The sequence below is a fragment of the Pseudomonas sp. SCA2728.1_7 genome, assembly GCF_018138145.1.
Taxonomy (GTDB): Bacteria; Pseudomonadota; Gammaproteobacteria; order Pseudomonadales; family Pseudomonadaceae; genus Aquipseudomonas; species Aquipseudomonas koreensis_A.
Genome location: NZ_CP073104.1, coordinates 3988410 through 4008252 on the forward strand (window position 1 = coordinate 3988410; position 19843 = coordinate 4008252).

Here is a 19843-nt window from a genome sequence, read left to right on the forward strand (position 1 = left end):
GCTCGACACTCTTTGACAGTTGAAAAGGGATAACTCAATTCATCCCAGGCAGCTGGACCTTGGGCTTGACGTCGTTTTGCACAACGGATGCCAACGGTGCGACCACTCCCTGGCTTCTGAGCAACTCGCCCATGGTCGCCTTGATTCGGTACTGAGTAAATAACTGAATGTTTTTGATTTCCGCCAAACGCCGCGAAGCGGTGAACAACTCGTTTTCGCTGTCGAGCAAATCGAGCAGGGTGCGTTCGCCGAGGCTGAACTGACGCTGGTAGGCGGTGCGCACCGAGGTGCTGTGATCGACGTATTGCTGCGCGATCGGCACCTGCGCGTTGGCGTTGTTCAAGGCGTTCCAGGCCAGGCCGAGCTCTTCGTTCAACTGACGCAAAGCGTTGTTGCGGATGTCCAACGCCTGGTTCGACAGGTACGACTTGGATTCCAGATCAGCCTTGTTGCTGCCACCGGAATAGAGGTTGAAGCGCATGCGCAACATCGCCTGCCATTCGTTGTTGTGGCCATTCTGGCCGTCGAGATCGTTGTCGGCGGTACGGCCCAGTTCGGCGTCGAAACGTGGGTAGAAGGTCGATTTGGCGGTTTCGTATTGCTTCTCGGCGGCGGCGATGTCGGACTCGGCCGAACGCAGGATCGGACTGTTTTCCAGCATCTGCTGGCGCGCTTCATTGAGGTTGGCCGGCATCATCGCCATGAACGGCGCCGGACGCTCGAGTTGATCGGGCATCTGGCCAACGGCGCTGAGGAAGTTGGTTTCCGAGTCGGCCAGATTGGTCTGCTCGGTGATCAGGTTGTTACGGGCCTGAGCCATCCGCGCTTCGGCCTGATCGAGGTCGGCACCGCTGCCGACACCGCGCTGGGTGCGCAACTGGATCTGGTCGTAGATGCGCTGGTGGCTCTTGAGGTTGTCCTCGGCCAGACGCACGAATTCGCGGCGGGTCAGCACGTCCAGATAAACCTGGGCGACGGTCAGCGCGGTGCGCTCGGAAGTACCGAGCAACGAGTAAGCGCGAGAGTTAACGGTGGCTTGTTGACGCCCGACTTCGCTGGACGTCGCAAAACCGTCGAAGACCATTTGCGAGAGACGTAAACTTGACTCGCTGCGGTTCAGGGTTTCGTAGTGGTTACCGGAATTGGCGCGGGTGGTGACGCTGTCGGTGCCTTCACGGCCATAACCGCCGAGCAGATCGACCTTCGGCAGGTATCCACCTTTTGCCGCTCTTAATTGATAATCCGCCGCCAAACGACTGTTGACCCCCGCCTGGATTTCCGGATGGACATCCAGTGCCTGCTGCATGGCTTCTGGTAAGGATTGTGCTTGTACAAAAGAGGCGGCGAGAGCGAAGGGTACGGCGAAAAGCAGGGGCGAACGCATGATAGGAATTTCCCAGAACTTCTTGTCTTGAATCACAGCAAAACGTGGCGCTGCGTCGGATGATGGCAACCAGATTGACCGTATGTCGGAAAGTTCAAAACAGGAACTGGATCACACGCTGAAGGACAGGTCGCCGCGGAAATATCAATGTGACATTAGTGGGGCGATTGTTTAGGATGGCACCCAGAAGGTCAATAGTTTGGCATAAAGTTAATAGCGAAAGAATCTAGCCAAATTATTGACGAAATGACGCGTCAAACTTGATTCGCAAATTTTAAAAGTACGTCCAGACTGAGTCGGCGCCAAAAGCCATCAGGTCTATGGAAGTCAACTGAACGTGACACCCCCGGAGAGTCTTCAATGAGCAGTGTTGTTGCCATCGTCAAAAGCATTGTCGGTCAGGTATTTGTAGTCTCCCCTGAGGGTGTACGTCGCGTACTCGTTGAAGGCGATCGCCTGTTTGTCGGCGACCAGATCGACACCGGCCTCTCCGGCGCCGTGTCGCTGGAATTGACAGATGGCCGCACTCTCGATCTGGGTCGCGAAACCCAGTGGAGCGCCACCGCGCCCGACTCCAGCACGGACCTGGCTGAGGCCACCGCGCAGGCTGCGCCGTCGGTAGCCGAACTGCAGCAAGCCATCGCCGCCGGTGTCGACCCGACTACCGCGCTTGACGCCACCGCTGCCGGCCCGAGCGCCGCAGGCACGGGCGGTGCCGCCGGTGGCGGTCACAGTTTCGTGATGCTCGACGCCACCGCTGGCCGTGTTGACCCGACCATTGGTTTCCCGACCGCAGGCATCAACGCTGCCGGTCAAGCCGCGCAAAATATTACCGGCGGCCAGACCACCGATACCACCACCAACGCCCTGCGTGAATCGACCCTGAGCCTCAGCGCCACGCCGACCATCACCGAAGCCGGCGGCGTGCTGGTGTACACCGCGACCCTGACCCAGGCGCCGCTGACCGACCTGACCATCACCCTCTCCAACGGCGCGGTGATTGTGATTCCAGCCGGCTCCACCACGGGCACCGTCAACGTGCCGCTGGCGCCGAACGACACCGTTTATAACGACCCGAGCCAGATCGACGTGACCGTCACCGGCACCACCGGCGGCAATGGCATCACCGTGACGCCGCCGACCAACCCGGCCACGACCCAGGTCACCGACACCATCGATACCACCACCGTCACCCTGACGGCAGGGCCGAGTGTCACCGAAGGCGGCCAGATCACTTACACCGCGACCCTGACCAACCCGGCCCAAACTCCGGTGACTGTCACCCTGTCGAACGGCTCGACGATCACCATCGGCGCCGGCCAGACTACCGGCACCGTCAACGTGCCGACCCCGGCCAACGACGTCTATAACAACGGCAGCACCGTCACCACCACGATTACCGGCGCCAGCGGCGGCAACTTCGAAAACCTGGTGCCGAACCCGACACCAGCGGTGACTACCATCACCGATTCGATCGACACCACCACGGTCACGCTGACCGCTGGCTCGACCGTCACCGAAGGCGGCCAGATCACTTACACCGCGACCCTGACTAATCCGGCGCAAACCCCGGTGACCGTCACCCTGTCGAACGGTTCGACCATCACCATCGAAGCCGGCCAGACCACTGGCGTCGTCAACGTGCCGACCCCGGCCAATGACGTCTACAACAACGGCAGCACCGTCAGCACTACGATTACCGGTACCACCGGTGGCAACTTTGAAAACCTGGTGCCGAACCCGACGCCAGCAGTGACCACCATTACTGATTCGGTCGACACGACCAACGTCAGCCTCACCGCCACCGGCACCGTCGTCGAAGGTGGCCAGATCACCTATACCGCGACCCTGACCAACGCCGCGCAAACGCCGGTGACGATCACCCTGTCGAACGGTTCGACCATCACCATTGAAGCCGGCAAAACCACCGGCACCGTCAACGTGCCGACAGCGGCCAACGACGTCTACAACAATGGCAGCACGGTCAGCACCACGATTACCGGCGCAACCGGTGGCAACTTCGAAAATCTGGTGCCGAACACCACGCCAGCGACCACCACCATTACCGATTCGATCGACACCACCAATCTGTCGTTGTCAGCGACCGGCAGCGTTGCTGAAGGCGGCTCGATCGTTTACACCGCGACCCTGACCAATCCGGCCGGCACGCCAGTGACCGTGACCCTGAGCAATGGCTCGGTGATCACCATCGACGCCGGCAAGACTACCGGCACCGTGACCGTTCCAGCACCGGCCGATGACGTCTATAAAGACGCCGGCCAAGTCGAAGTCAGCATCAATAACGTCACCGGCGGCAATTTCGAGAACCTGGTGCCGAGCACCGTTCCGGCTGTCACCGAAGTGACCGACACCGTCGACACCTCGACCGTGAAATTGACGGCTGACACCTCGGTGGCTGAAGGCGGCACCGTCACTTACACCGCAACCGTCGGCGCGCCAGTCACCGGCTCGCCGGTTGTCGTGACCCTGGCCAACGGCCAGAACATCACCATCGCCGTCGGCCAAACCACCGGCACCGTGACCACCACCGCGCCTAACGACGCGCTAGCCGGCAACGCGCCGTTGAGCAACTCGATCACTGGCGTTTCGGGCGGCAACTACGAAAATCTGGTCGCCGATAAAACCCCGGTCTCCACCAACGTCACTGACGTTGCCGACACCACCAACCTTTCGCTCAGCGCCACCGGCTCTGTGGCTGAAGGCGGTTCGATCGTTTACACCGCGACCCTGACCAACCCGGCCGGCACTCCGGTGACTGTGACCCTGTCGAACGGCTCGGTGATCACCATCGAAGCGGGCAAAACCACCGGCACCGTGACCGTCGCGGCACCCGCTGATGACGTCTATAAAGACGCCGGCAAAGTCGAAGTCACCATCGACAACGCCACTGGCGGCAACTTCGAGAACCTGGTGCCAAGCACCGTTCCGGCTGTTACCGAAGTGACCGACACCCTCGACACGTCGACCGTCAAACTGACCGCTGACACCACCGTGGCTGAAGGCGGCACCGTCACCTACACCGCGACCGTTGGCGCGCCGGTCACCGGTTCGCCTGTCGTCGTGACCTTGGCCAATGGCCAAACCATCACCATCGCGGTCGGCCAGACCACCGGCACCGTAACCGCCACTGCACCGAACGATGCGCTGACCGGCCATGCGCCGCTGACCACTTCGATCACTGAGGTTTCCGGCGGTAACTACGAAAATCTGGTGGCTGACAAAACTCCGGTCAGCACCACCGTCACCGACACCACCGACACCACCAATCTGTCCCTCAGCGCCACCGGTACCGTGGCTGAAGGCGGTTCGATCGTTTACACCGCGACCCTGACCAACGCAGCCGGCTCACCCGTCACCGTAACCTTGTCGAACGGCGCCGTGATCACCATCGAGGCCGGTAAAACCACCGGCACCGTGACCGTTGCCGCACCTGCCGATGACGTCTACAAAGACGCCGGTAAAGTCGAAGTGACCATCAAGGACGCCACCGGCGGCGACTTCGAGAACCTTGTTCCGAGCACCACGCCAGCCGTCACCGACGTGACCGACACCATCGACACCTCGACGGTAAAACTGACCGCGACCGAGACCGCTGCTGAAGGTGGCACCGTCACTTACACCGCGAGCGTCGGCGCGCCAGTCACCGGCTCGCCGGTCATCGTGAGCCTGGCCAACGGTCAGACCATTACCATCGCCGTCGGCCAGACCACCGGCACCGCGACTGCCACCGCACCGAACGATGCGCTGACCGGTCATGCTCCACTGACCAACTCAATCACCGCGGTCAGCGGCGGCAATTACGAAAATCTGGTCGCTGACAAAACCCCGGTCAGCACCACCGTGACCGACACCAACGACACCACCAACCTGACGCTCAGCGCCACCGGTACCGTGGCTGAAGGCGGTTCGATCGTTTACACCGCGACCCTGACCAACGCAGCAGGCTCGCCCGTCACCGTGACCCTGAGCAATGGCTCGGTAATCACCATCGAAGCGGGCAAAACCACCGGCACCGTGACCGTCCCTGCACCTGCCGATGACGTCTACAAGGACGCCGGCAAAGTTGAAGTGAGCATCAAGGACGCCACCGGCGGCGACTTCGAGAACCTGGTGCCAAGCACCGTTGCAGCCGTGACCGACGTCACTGACACCATCGACACCTCGACGGTGAAGCTGACTGCCACCGAAACTGCTGCTGAAGGCGGCACCGTCACTTACACCGCCACTGTTGGCGCGCCAGTGACCGGCTCGCCAGTCGTAGTCACCCTGGCTAACGGCCAAAGCATCACCATCGCTGTCGGCCAAACCACCGGCACCGTGTCGACCACCGCACCAAACGACGTACTGGCCGGCCATGCACCGCTGACCAACTCGATCACTAACGTTACCGGTGGCAACTACGAAAACCTGGTCGCCGACAAAACCCCGGTCAGCACCACCGTGACCGACACCGTCGACACCACCACCGTTTCGCTGACCGCCACCGGCAACGTCAACGAAGGCGGTTCGATCGTTTACACCGCGACGCTGACCAACCCGGCCGGCACCCCGGTGACCGTGACCCTGAGCAACGGTTCGACCATCACCATCGACGCCGGCAAGACCACCGGCACCGTGACCGTCCCAGCCCCGGCCGATGACGTCTACAAAGACGCCGGCAAAGTCGAAGTGACCATCAAGGGCACCGACGGCGGCAATTTCGAAAACCTGGTAGCCAATCCGACGCCAGCGGTGACCAACGTCGCCGACACCATCAACACCACGCACCTGACACTCAGCGCTGAAAGCTATGTGCTCGAAGGCACCTCGATCACGTACACCGCGACCCTGACCAACGCCGCGCAAACGCCGGTCACCGTCAACCTGAGCAACGGCCAGACCATCACCATCGAAGCTGGCAAAACCAGCGGTTCGGTGACCATCGCTGCGCCGAGCGACGACGTCTACAAAGACGTCAGCAAGCTCACCGTGACCATGACCGATGCCACTGGCGGCAACTTCGAGAAACTCGACGTCAGCAAGACTCCGGTCAGCACCACCGTCAATGACACCATCGACAAAACCACGCTGACCCTCAGCGCCAGCGACACCGTCAGCGAAGGTGGCCAGATCACCTACACCGCGACCCTGAGCAATCCGGCCGGCACCGCCATGACCGTGACCCTGGCCAACGGCGCGGTGATCAACATCGCCGCTGGCGCCACCAGCGGCTCGGTGAACTTCGCTGCCCCTGCGAACACCCCGTACATCGACGGCGGCAAAGTACAGACGGCGATTGCCAGCCACAGCGGCGGCAACTTCGAGCAGGTCGATGCCAACCGTTCCGCGGTGGTCACCACCGTGACCGACACGGTCGACACCACCAATATCAGCCTGAGCGCCACCGCTTCGGTCGCCGAGGGCGGCTCGATCGTCTACACCGCGAGCCTGACCAACCCGGCAGGCACGGCGATGACCGTGACCCTGAGCAACGGCGCGGTGATCAACATCGCCAAGGGCGCGACCACTGGCACCGCAACCGTCGCAGCGCCGGCCGATGACGTCTACAAAGACGCTGGCAAGGTCGATGCGAGCATCACCAAGACCACCGGCGGCAACTTCGAGAACCTGGTGGTCGACAAGACCCCGGCGGTCACCGACGTGACCGACACCATCGACAACAGCACCGTTTCGCTGACCGCTACCGCCAGCACCGTTGAAGGCGGCGTGGTGGTTTACACCGCCTCCGTCACCGCGCCGGTGACCGGTTCGCCGGTTGTCGTGACCTTGTCCAACGGCCAGACCATCACCATTCCGGTCGGCGCCAGCAGCGGCAGCGTCAACTTCACCGCACCGAACGATGCACTCGCTGGCGGCAATACGCTGAGCGTGAAAATCGACGGCGCCAGCGGCGGCAATTACGAGAACCTTGTGGCCGACAAAACTCCGGCCGTGACGTCGGTGACCGACACCGTCGACACCACCAACCTGTCGCTGAGCGCGACTGGCACCGTGGCTGAGGGTGGTTCGATTGTCTACACCGCTACGCTGACCAACCCGGCCGGCACCCCGGTGACTGTGACCCTGAGCAATGGCTCGGTGATCACCATCGAAGCGGGCAAGACCACGGGGTCCGTGACCGTTGCGGCCCCGGCCGATGACGTCTACAAGGACGCCGGCAAAGTCGAAGTCACGATCAAGGACGCCACGGGCGGCAACTTCGAAAACCTGGTGCCAAGCACGACGCCAGCCGTGACCGAGGTGACTGACACCATCGACACTTCGACCGTGAAGCTGACGGCCGACACCACTGTCGCTGAAGGCGGCACCGTCACTTACACCGCCACGGTTGGCGCGCCGGTCACGGGTTCGCCTGTCGTGGTCACTCTGGCTAACGGCCAGAGCATCACCATTGAAGTCGGCAAAACCACCGGCACCGTGACCACCACCGCGCCGAATGACGCATTGAACGGTCAGGCGTCGCTGGGCAACTCGATCACCAACGTTTCCGGCGGCAACTTCGAAAACCTGGTGGCCGACAAGACCCCGGTGTCGACCACGGTCACTGACACCGTCGACACCACTGATCTGTCGCTCAGCGCTACCAATTCGGTCGCCGAGGGCGGTTCGATCATCTACACCGCGACCCTGAGCAATCCCGCCGGTACGCCGGTGACCGTGACCCTGAGCAACGGTTCGGTGATCACCATTGAAGCGGGCAAGACCACTGGCACCGTCACCGTTGCGGCGCCTGCCGATGACGTCTACAAAGACGCCGGCAAAGTCGAAGTCACCATCAAGGACGCTACCGGCGGCAACTTCGAGAACCTGGTGCCGAGCACTGTTCCGGCCGTGACTGAAGTCACCGACACCATCGACACCTCGACGGTCAAACTGACCGCCACCGAATCTGCGGCTGAAGGTGGCACCGTCACCTACACCGCCACTGTCGGCGCGCCAGTCACCGGTTCGCCGGTCGTCGTGACCCTGGCGAACGGCCAGAACATCACCATCGAAATCGGCAAAACCACCGGCACCGTCACCACCACCGCACCGAACGACGCGCTGAACGGCCATACGCCGCTGACCAACGCGATCACCGACGTGAGCGGCGGCAATTACGAGAACCTCGTTGCCGACAAAACCCCGGTTTCGACCACCGTCACTGACACCGTCGACACCACCAACCTGTCGCTGACCGCGACCGGCACCGTGGCGGAAGGCGGCTCGATCGTTTACACCGCAACCCTGACCAACCCGGCCGGCACCCCGGTGACTGTAACCCTGAGCAATGGCTCGGTGATCACCATCGAAGCGGGCAAGACCACCGGCACCGTCACCGTCGCTGCACCGGCCGATGACGTCTACAAAGACGCCGGCAAAGTCGAAGTCACCATCAAGGACGCCACCGGCGGCAACTTCGAGAACCTGGTTCCGAGCACCACGCCAGCCGTCACCGACGTCACTGACACCATCGACACTTCGACGGTCAAACTGACCGCCACCGAGTCTGCAGCTGAAGGCGGCACCATCACCTACACCGCCACGGTCGGTGCGCCAGTCACTGGCTCGCCAGTTGTGGTGACCCTGGCCAACGGTCAGAACATCACCATCGAAGTGGGTAAAACCACCGGCACCGTGACCACCACCGCACCGAATGATGCGCTGACTGGCCATGCACCGCTGACCAACGCGATCACCGACGTTTCCGGCGGCAATTACGAAAACCTCGTGGCCGACAAAACTCCGGTCAGCACCACCGTGACCGATACCGTCGACACCACCAATCTGTCGCTGACCGCGACCGGCGCGGTGGACGAAGGCGGCCAGATCACTTACACCGCGACCCTGACCAACGCTGCTGGCTCGCCGGTCACCGTGACCCTGTCGAACGGTGCCGTGATCACCATCGACGCTGGCAAAACCACCGGCACCGTGACCGTCGACGCACCGAAAGACGACGTCTACAAAGACGCCGGCACCGTAGAAGCGACCATCAAGGGCGCGACCGGTGGCGACTTCGAAAACCTCGTCACCAGCACTGCCCCGGCCGTCACCACCGTCAACGACACCATCGACACCTCCACCGTGTCGCTGACTGCCACGGCGAACGTCGCCGAAGGCGAAACCGTGGTCTACACCGCGACCGTGACCGCGCCAGTGACTGGCTCACCGGTTGTCGTGACCCTGTCCAACGGCCAGACCATCACCATCGCTGTCGGTGAAACCACCGGCTCGGTGAACTTCGTTGCACCGAACAGCCCATTGGCCGGCGGCAGCTCGCTGAGCGTCACCATCGACGGCGCCACCGGCGGCAACTACGAAAAACTCGCGGTCGACGGCAAGTCCGCCGACACCGTGGTTTCGGACACTACCGACACCACCAACCTGAACCTGACCGCAACCGATTCGGTGGCTGAAGGCGGTTCGATCGTTTACACCGCGACGCTGACCAACCCGGCCGGCACGCCGGTAACCGTGACCCTGAGCAACGGCTCGGTAATCACCATCGAGGCTGGCAAAACTACCGGCACCGTGACCGTTGCTGCGCCGGCCGATGACGTCTACAAAGACGCCGGCAAAGTCGAAGTGACGATCAAGGATGCAACGGGCGGCAACTTCGAGAACCTGGTGCCGAGCACCGTGCCGGCCGTGACCAACGTCACCGACACCATCGACACCACCACCGTCAAACTCACCGCGACCGAATCGGCGGCCGAGGGTGGCAGCGTGACTTACACCGCAACCGTCGGCGCGCCAGTGACCGGTTCGCCTGTGGTCGTGACCCTGGCTAACGGTCAGACCATCACCATTGGTGTTGGCCAGACCACCGGCACCGCGACCACCATCGCGCCGAACGATGCATTGACCGGCCACGCGCCGATCACCAATGCGATCACCGAGGTAAGCGGCGGCAACTTCGAAAATCTGGTGGCGGACAAGACGCCGGTTTCGACCAATGTCACCGACACCGTCGACACCACTGACCTGTCGCTGACTGCGACCGGCACTGTTGCGGAAGGTGGTTCGATCATCTACACCGCGACGCTGACCAACGCGGCTGGCTCGCCAGTCACCGTGACGCTGTCTAATGGCGCGGTAATCACCATCGAAGCCGGTAAAACCACTGGCACTGTGACCGTTCCAGCTCCGGCCGATGACGTCTACAAAGACGCGGGCAAAGTCGAAGCGACGATCTCCACCGCTACCGGTGGCAACTTCGAGAACCTGGTGCCGAGCACGGTTCCAGCCGTCACCGAAGTGACTGACACCATCGACACCTCGACCGTCAAACTGACGGCTGATACTTCCGTGGCTGAAGGCGGCACCGTCACTTACACCGCCACTGTGGGCGCTCCAGTGACCGGCTCGCCAGTCGTGGTGACCTTGGCCAACGGTCAGAACATCACCATCGAAGTCGGCAAAACCACCGGCACCGTGACCTTCACCGCACCGAACGATGCGCTGACCGGTCAGGCGCCACTGACCAACTCGATCACCGGCGTTACCGGCGGCAATTACGAAAACCTCGTGGCCGACAAGACACCGGTTTCGACCAACGTCACCGATACTGTCGACACCACCAACCTGTCGCTTAGCGCGACCGGTTCTGTGGCCGAAGGTGGTTCGATCATCTACACCGCGACATTGACCAACGCAGCTGGCTCGCCAGTCACCGTGACCCTGTCGAACGGCGCGGTGATTACCATCGAGGCCGGTAAAACCACTGGCACCGTAACCGTTCCAGCGCCAGCCGATGACGTCTACAAAGACGCCGGCAAAGTCGAAGCGACGATTTCCACCGCCACCGGCGGCAACTTCGAAAACCTGGTGCCGAGCACTGTTCCGGCCGTGACCGAAGTGACTGACACCATCGACACCTCGACCGTCAAACTGACGGCCGATACCTCCGTGGCTGAAGGCGGCACCGTCACTTACACCGCCACTGTTGGCGCTCCAGTGACCGGTTCGCCGGTCACCGTGACCCTGGCCAACGGCCAGAACATCACCATCGAAGTCGGCAAAACCACCGGCACCGTGACCTTCACCGCACCGAACGATGCCCTGACCGGCCACGCGCCGCTGACCAACTCGATTACCGGTGTTACCGGCGGCAATTACGAGAACTTGGTGGCTGACAAGTCTCCGGTTTCGACTAACGTCACCGATACCGTCGACACCACCAACCTGTCGCTGAGCGCGACTGGCTCGGTCGCTGAAGGGGGCTCGATCGTCTACACCGCGACGCTGACCAACGCGGCTGGCTCACCAGTCACCGTGACCCTGTCCAACGGCGCCGTGATCACCATCGAGGCGGGTAAAACCACTGGCACCGTGTCCGTTCCTGCTCCGGCTGATGACGTCTACAAAGACGCCGGCAAAGTCGAAGCGACGATTTCCACCGCCACCGGCGGCAACTTCGAAAACCTGGTGCCGAGCACTGTTCCGGCCGTGACCGAAGTGACTGACACCATCGACACCTCGACCGTCAAACTGACGGCTGATACGTCGGTCGCTGAAGGCGGCACCGTCACTTACACCGCCACTGTCGGCGCTCCAGTGACCGGCTCGCCTGTCGTGGTGACCTTGGCCAACGGCCAGAACATCTCCATCGAAGTCGGCAAAACCACCGGTACCGTGACCACCACGGCACCTAACGATGCACTGACCGGTCAGGCACCACTGACCAACTCGATCACCGGTGTAACCGGCGGCAATTACGAGAATCTCGTAGCCGACAAGACACCGGTTTCGACCACGGTCACCGATACCGTCGACACCACCAATCTGTCGCTCAGTGCGACCGGCTCTGTGGCCGAAGGCGGTTCGATTGTTTACACCGCCACGCTGACCAACGCCGCAGGCTCGCCAGTGACCGTGACGCTGTCCAACGGCGCCGTGATCACCATCGAGGCGGGTAAAACCACTGGCACCGTCACCGTCGCTGCACCGGCGGATGACGTATACAAAGATGCAGGCAAAGTCGAAGCAACCATTTCGACCGCGACCGGCGGCAACTTCGAGAATTTGGTACCGAGCACCGTGCCGGCCGTGACCAATGTCACCGACACCATCGACACTACCACCGTCAAACTCACTGCGACCGAGTCGGCAACTGAGGGTGGCACGGTCACCTACACCGCCACTGTTGGTGCAGCCGTCACCGGCTCGCCTGTCGTCGTGACGCTGGCCAACGGTCAGACCATCACCATCGGTGTCGGCCAGACCACAGGCACCGCAACCACCGCAGCGCCAAACGATGCATTGACCGGTCATGCGCCACTGACCAACGCGATCACCAACGTGACCGGCGGCAACTACGAAAACCTCGTGGCTGACAAAACCCCGGTCAGCACCAACGTGACCGACACTGTCGACACCACCAACCTGTCGCTCAGTGCGACCGGTTCTGTGGCTGAGGGCGGTTCGATTGTTTACACCGCCACGCTGACCAACGCCGCTGGTTCGCCAGTCACCGTGACGCTGAGCAACGGCGCCGTGATCACTATCGACGCGGGTAAAACCACTGGCACCGTGACCGTTCCAGCACCAGCCGACGACGTTTACAAAGACGCCGGCACCGTGCAGGCCACAATCAGCAACGCCACCGGTGGCAACTTCGAAAATCTGGTGCCGAGCACGACGCCAGCCGTGACTAGCGTCACCGACACCATCGACACCACCACCGTCAAACTGACGGCCACCGAGTCGGCGGCTGAAGGCGGCAATGTTGTCTACACCGCGACTGTCGGCGCACCGGTAACTGGCTCGCCAGTTGTCGTGAATTTGGCCAATGGTCAAACCATCACCATCGGTGTCGGCCAGACCACAGGCACCGCAACCACCGCAGCGCCAAACGATGCATTGACCGGTCATGCGCCACTGACCAACGCGATCACCAACGTGACCGGCGGCAACTACGAAAACCTCGTGGCCGACAAGACGCCAGTCAGCACCAACGTGACCGACACCGTCGACACCACCAACCTGTCGCTGAGCGCGACCGGCTCTGTGGCTGAAGGTGGCTCGATCGTCTATACGGCGACATTGACCAATGCCGCTGGCTCGCCAGTGACCGTCACCCTGTCGAACGGCGCCGTGATTACCATCGACGCCGGCAAAACCACCGGCACCGTGACCGTTCCAGCGCCAGCCGACGACGTCTACAAAGACGCCGGCACCGTGCAGGCGACGATCAGCACCGCCATCGGTGGCAACTTCGAGAATCTGGTGCCGAGCACGACTCCGGCTATCACCAGCGTTACCGATACCATCGACACCACCACCGTGAAGCTGACTGCCACCGCCACTGCCGCTGAAGGCGGCAATGTCGTCTACACCGCAACTGTCGGCGCGCCAGTGACGGGCTCGCCAGTCGTGGTCACCCTGTCGAACGGTCAGACCATCACCATTGGCGTCGGCCAGACCACCGGCACCGCAACCACCGCAGCGCCAAACGATGCATTGACCGGTCATGCGCCACTGACCAACGCGATCACCAACGTGACCGGCGGCAACTACGAAAACCTCGTGGCCGACAAGACGCCAGTCAGCACTACCGTGACCGACACTGTCGACACCACCAACCTGTCGCTCAGTGCGACCGGTTCTGTGGCTGAAGGCGGTTCGATTGTTTACACCGCCACGCTGACCAACGCCGCTGGTTCGCCAGTGACCGTAACCTTGTCAAACGGCGCCGTGATCACCATCGACGCCGGTAAAACCACTGGTACCGTAACCGTTCCAGCGCCAGCCGATGACGTCTACAAAGACGCGGGTACCGTGCAGGCGACCATCAGCACCGCCACCGGTGGCAACTTCGAAAACCTCGTGCCGAGCACGACTCCGGCCGTGACCAGCGTCACCGACACGATCGACACCACCACCGTAAAACTCACTGCAACCACAACTGCAGCCGAGGGCGGCAACGTTGTCTACACCGCTACTGTCGGCGCGCCAGTCACCGGTTCGCCGGTTGTTGTGACCCTGGCCAACGGTCAGACCATCACTATTGGCGTCGGCCAGACCACCGGCACCGCGACCACCACCGCACCGAACGATGCGTTGACCGGTCATGCGCCGCTGACCAACTCGATCACCAACGTCACTGGCGGTAACTACGAGAACCTCGTGGCTGACAAAACACCGGTCAGCACGAACGTGACCGACACTGTCGACACCACCAATCTGTCGCTGAGCGCTACCAATTCGGTCGCTGAAGGCGGTTCGATTGTTTACACCGCGACCCTGACCAATGCCGCTGGCTCGCCAGTGACCGTGACGCTGAGCAACGGCGCCGTGATCACCATCGACGCCGGTAAAACCACCGGCACCGTGACGGTCCCGGCCCCGGCTGACGATGTCTACAAAGACGCCGGTACCGTGCAGGCGACGATCAGCACCGCCACCGGTGGCAACTTCGAAAACCTGGTGCCGAGCACGACGCCGGCAATTACCAGCGTCACCGATACCATCGACACCACTACCGTAAAGCTGACGGCAACGGCTACTGCGGCAGAGGGCGGCAACGTCGTCTACACCGCGACCGTCGGTGCTCCAGTGACTGGATCGCCAGTTGTGGTAACCCTGTCGAACGGTCAAACCATCACCATCGGCGTCGGCCAGACCACGGGCACCGCGACCACCACGGCGCCAAACGACGCACTGACTGGTCATGCACCGCTGACCAACTCGATAACCAACGTCACTGGCGGCAACTACGAGAACCTGGTCGCCGACAAAACCCCGGTCAGCACCACCGTCACCGACACCGTCGACACCACCAATCTGACGCTATCCGCGACCGGCACCGTGGCCGAAGGTGGTCAGATCACCTACACCGCGACCCTGACCAACGCTGCCGGTTCGCCAGTCACCGTAACCCTGAGCAACGGCTCGGTGATCACCATCGACGCGGGCAAAACCAGCGGCACCGTGACCGTCCCGGCGCCAGCCGATGACGTCTACAAAGACGCCGGCAATGTCCAGGCAACGATCAAAACCGCCACCGGTGGCAGCTTCGAAAACCTGGTCACCAGCACGGCTCCGGCCGTGACCAGCGTCACCGACACCATCGACACCACCACCGTGAAGCTGACGGCCACCGGCTCTGCGGCTGAGGGCGGCAACGTCGTCTACACCGCGACCGTCGGTGCTCCAGTGACTGGCTCGCCGGTTGTGGTAACCCTGTCGAACGGTCAGACCATCACCATCGGTGTTGGCCAGACCACCGGCACCGCGACCACCACTGCACCTAACGACGCTTTGACAGGCCACGCACCGCTGACCAACTCGATCACCAATGTCACTGGCGGCAACTACGAGAACCTTGTCGCCGACAAGACTCCGGTTTCGACTACCGTCACCGACACCGTCGACACCACCAACCTGTCGCTGTCCGCGACCGGCACTGTGGCCGAAGGTGGCCAGATCACTTACACCGCAACGCTGACCAACGCCGCTGGCTCGCCAGTCACCGTGACCCTGAGCAATGGCTCGGTGATCACCATCGACGCGGGTAAAACCACTGGCACCGTGACCGTTCCAGCACCGGCCGACGATGTCTACAAAGACGCCGGCACCGTGCAGGCAAGCATCACCGGCACCAGCGGCGGCGGCTTCGAAAATCTGGTGACCAGCAACACGCCAGCCGTGACCAGCGTCACCGACACTATCGACACCACCACCGTCAGCATCACCGGCAGCAGCTCGGTGACCGAAGGCCAGGCTGCCAGCTACACCGTCAGCCTGAACCACACGGCGCAAACCGAAGTGACCCTGAAAATCGTCTACAGCGGCACCGCCGCCGACGGTTCCGACTTCACCGGTGTGTACACCGTGAAGATCCCGGCAGGTGCGAGCAGCGCGCAGTTCAACGTCGCCACCATCGATGACAAGATCACCGAAGGCACCGAGAACTTCGTGGTCAAGATCGATTCCGCCACCGGCGGCAACTTCGAGAACCTCGCGGTCAGCAGCACCAATGGCAGCGTCAGCACCTCGATCATCGACAACGACGCACCGCCGGTCATCGACCTGGATGGCAACAACTCCAGCGGTGCCACCGGTGCCGACTACAAGGTGACCTTCACCGAAAACACCCCGGGCGCGGGCGTATCGATTGCCGACACCGACATCAGCATCACTGACCCGGACAGCACCCTGCTCACCGGTGCCACTGTGGTTCTGACCAACCGTCAGGACGGCGATGCGCTGAACCTGGGCAACAGCGTCAACGGCATTACCATCAATGCCAACAGCACCAACGGCACCGTGACCCTGACACTGTCGGGCAACGCGACGCTGGCTGATTACATGCAGGCCATCAAGAACATCAGCTTCACTAACAGCAGTGAGAATCCGAGCACCGTACCGCGGATCATCACCGTGACCGTGACCGATGGCGGCAACTACTCCAACACCGCAACCACCACGGTCAACGTGGTGGCGGTCAACGACGCACCGGTCGCTGCACCGAGCAATGTCACCGGCACCGAAGACACCCCGCTGGTACTCGGCTGGTCGACTTTCGGTGTGACCGACGTCGACAGCCCGGCCAGCAGCCTCGGCATCAAAATCACCCAGCTGCCGGGTGAAGGTAAACTGCAGTATCTGGACGGTTCGACCTGGAAAGACGTTGCCAACAACCAGACCTTCAGCAAGGCTGATATCGACGCGGGCAAGCTGCGCTTCCTGCCGGATGCCAACGAGTCGGGCGTCAACGGTTACGGCGGCAGCGGCCTGGGCAACAATCAGGCGGACTACGCGCAGATCAAGTTCCAGCCAACCGACGGCCAACTGCTGGGCAACACCGGCACCGTGAAGATCGACATTACGCCGGTGGCGGATGCGCCGACCGTGAGCGTGGCCGACAACAGCGTGAAGTCCACCGGCCTGATCAAGGAAGTCTGGACTGGTCTCTCGGGTCTGGGCACCAACGGCAATGGCGCGGATTCGACCACGTTGAAAAACGTCATCGACGGCGCCGGGAAACCGAACTCCAGTGGCTCGGTCACCAATGTGCAGTCCGACGGTAGCGTTGCGGCGGGCACGGCATCGAAGACGTCAGGCCTGATTTATCTGGAAGCCGGCAAGACCTACACCTTCAGCGGTATTGCCGATGACAGTTTGTTGATCACGATCGGCGGCAAGAGTGTGGCTTCGGGTACCTGGGGCGCGGGCGGCGCCATCAATGGCTCGTTCACCCCGACCACCAGCGGCTACTACACCCTGGACATCTACCACCACAACCAGAGCGGCCCAGGCAGCTACGACGTCAACCTGTCGGTCAACGGCAGCACGCCAATCGACCTGAGCAGCGCCGGCGTGCCGATCTACACCGGCGTGCAGGATCTGATCAATTCGGGCGTGACCGTCTCCGATCTGCACGGCAGCAACGGCGAAGGCTATTACGACGGCTACAAACTCAACACCGGCGCCGAAGGCACCACGGTGAAACTCTCGGCGATCACCACCGCCCTGACCGACACCGACGGCTCGGAAACCCTGAGCGTGAAGATCAGCGGCGCACCGGTCGGCTCGGTGCTCAGCGATGGCGCGGGTCATACCTTCACCGTCACCGCCAGCAGCGGCGACGCCAACGTCACCGGCTGGAACCTCGGCAGCCTGACCGTGACCCCGCCGCCGTACTACAACGGCCAGTTCAACCTGACCGTGACCTCGACCTCCACCGAGATGGTCGGCGGCTCGGCCAGCAGCACCGCGACCATTCCGGTCAGCGTGGTGCCGGCGGTCTACAACGCCATTGTCGCCACCTCGGCCGACGATACCGTCACCGGCACCGATGGCAACGACATCATCGTCGCCGACATCGGTGGCCTGACCGTGGTGCCGGGTACCAACTACAACATCGCGTTCATGGTCGACAGCTCCGGCAGCATGAGCAGTTCGTCGCTCAACGCCGCCAAAGACTCGCTGACCTCGGTGTTCAACAGCCTCAAGCAGAGCCTGGGCGGCAGCAATTCGGGCACGGTGAACATTTTCCTAGTCGACTTCGATACCCAGGTCAACAAGTCGGTGTCGGTGAACCTCAACGACCCGAACGCGCTGACCCAGCTCAAAGCGGTACTGGACTCGATGGCCTCCGGCGGCGGCACCAACTACGAGGATGTGTTCAAGACCACGGCCAACTGGTTCCAGAGCGCTGACGCTGTGGCCAACACCGGCGCGAAGAACCTTACGTACTTCATCACCGACGGCCAGCCGACCTATTACCAGAGCGGCGAGCAGACCAACCCGACGCTGTACGGCAACGTGAAGCTCGACGATGTGGTGAAAACCAGCAACTACAAGCCGGGCGACACCTTCAGCACTTATATCGACAATACCCATGCGTTGACGATCAACAGCGCCGGCACAGTGACCCTGCAAACCTACAATTCGTGGTGGGGCTGGAGCGGCACTAATCTGGGCACCATCCACGCGCAGGGCGACGGCACCTATGAGTTGTCGAGTCTGGCGGGTACCGGCAACAGCACCAACTCGGCAACGACCAGTAACTCGACCAGTGGTTTTGCCTTGCTCAGCGGTCTGTCGAACGTCGAGGCTATCGGACTGAACAACGATGTCAGCCTCAACGATCTGAAGCCTTACGACTCGGACAAAACGCCGCAGACCAACATCGATCCGAAGGACCTGGCCAACTCGATCATCGGCCACACCGAAGCGACGATGCCAGGCAACGACACCGTCAGCGGTGGCGACGGCAACGACATCCTGTTCGGCGATCTGGTGAGCTTCAACGGCATTGCCGGCGAGGGTTATCAGGCGATGCAGGCGTTCGTGGCCAAGGAAACCGGGGTCGATGTCAGCAAAGTCACCACCAGCAACGTGCACCAGTACATCACCGAGCACTATCAGGCGTTCGATGTCTCCGGCGCGCATGACGGCAATGACACGCTGTTGGGTGGCGCGGGCAATGACATCCTCTTCGGTTCGGGCGGTAATGATTGGCTTGATGGCGGCAAAGGCAATGACATCCTGCTCGGCGGCACCGGCAACGACACGCTGATCGGCGGTCAGGGCAACGACATCCTTATCGGTGGTTCGGGTGCCGACACCTTCGTCTGGAAAGCGGGCGACACCGGCAACGACGTGATCAAGGACTTCAAGGCCGCCGACGGTGACCGTATCGATCTGCGCGATCTGTTGCAGGGCGAGACCGGCAGCACCATCGACAACTTCCTGAAGATCACCACGGTCGACGGCACGTCGTCGCTGCAAGTCAGCTCGGCGGGCAAGTTCAACTCCGGCGATGCTGCTGCGGCAACCCCGGACGTGACGATCAAACTGGAAGGCAACAACTGGTCGAGCGCCAACATTCACAACCTGATTGCCGGCAGTGACCCGACCATCAAGGTCGACCACAACAACAGCTGATACATGAACAAAACGGCCGCCCTTCTGGGGCGGCCGTCACGTTTGCGCCTACCGCGACGG

General features: G+C 62.1%; 2 protein-coding genes. One reads left to right on the top strand and one right to left on the bottom strand.

Annotation, left to right across the window (positions count from 1 at the left end):
* Positions 1-34: 34 nt before the first annotated feature.
* Entirely contained in the window at positions 35-1384 is a 1350-nt protein-coding gene (locus KBP52_RS17755) for a TolC family outer membrane protein (RefSeq protein ID WP_016985554.1), read from the bottom strand.
* A 360-nt stretch (positions 1385-1744) separates the two neighbouring features.
* Between KBP52_RS17755 and KBP52_RS17760 the strand changes: the two genes are divergently transcribed.
* The gene (locus KBP52_RS17760; protein ID WP_212620657.1) at positions 1745-19783 is read left to right on the top strand and encodes an immunoglobulin-like domain-containing protein; all 18039 of its coding nucleotides are present in this window, start codon (positions 1745-1747) and stop codon (positions 19781-19783) included.
* Positions 19784-19843 lie beyond the last annotated feature (60 nt).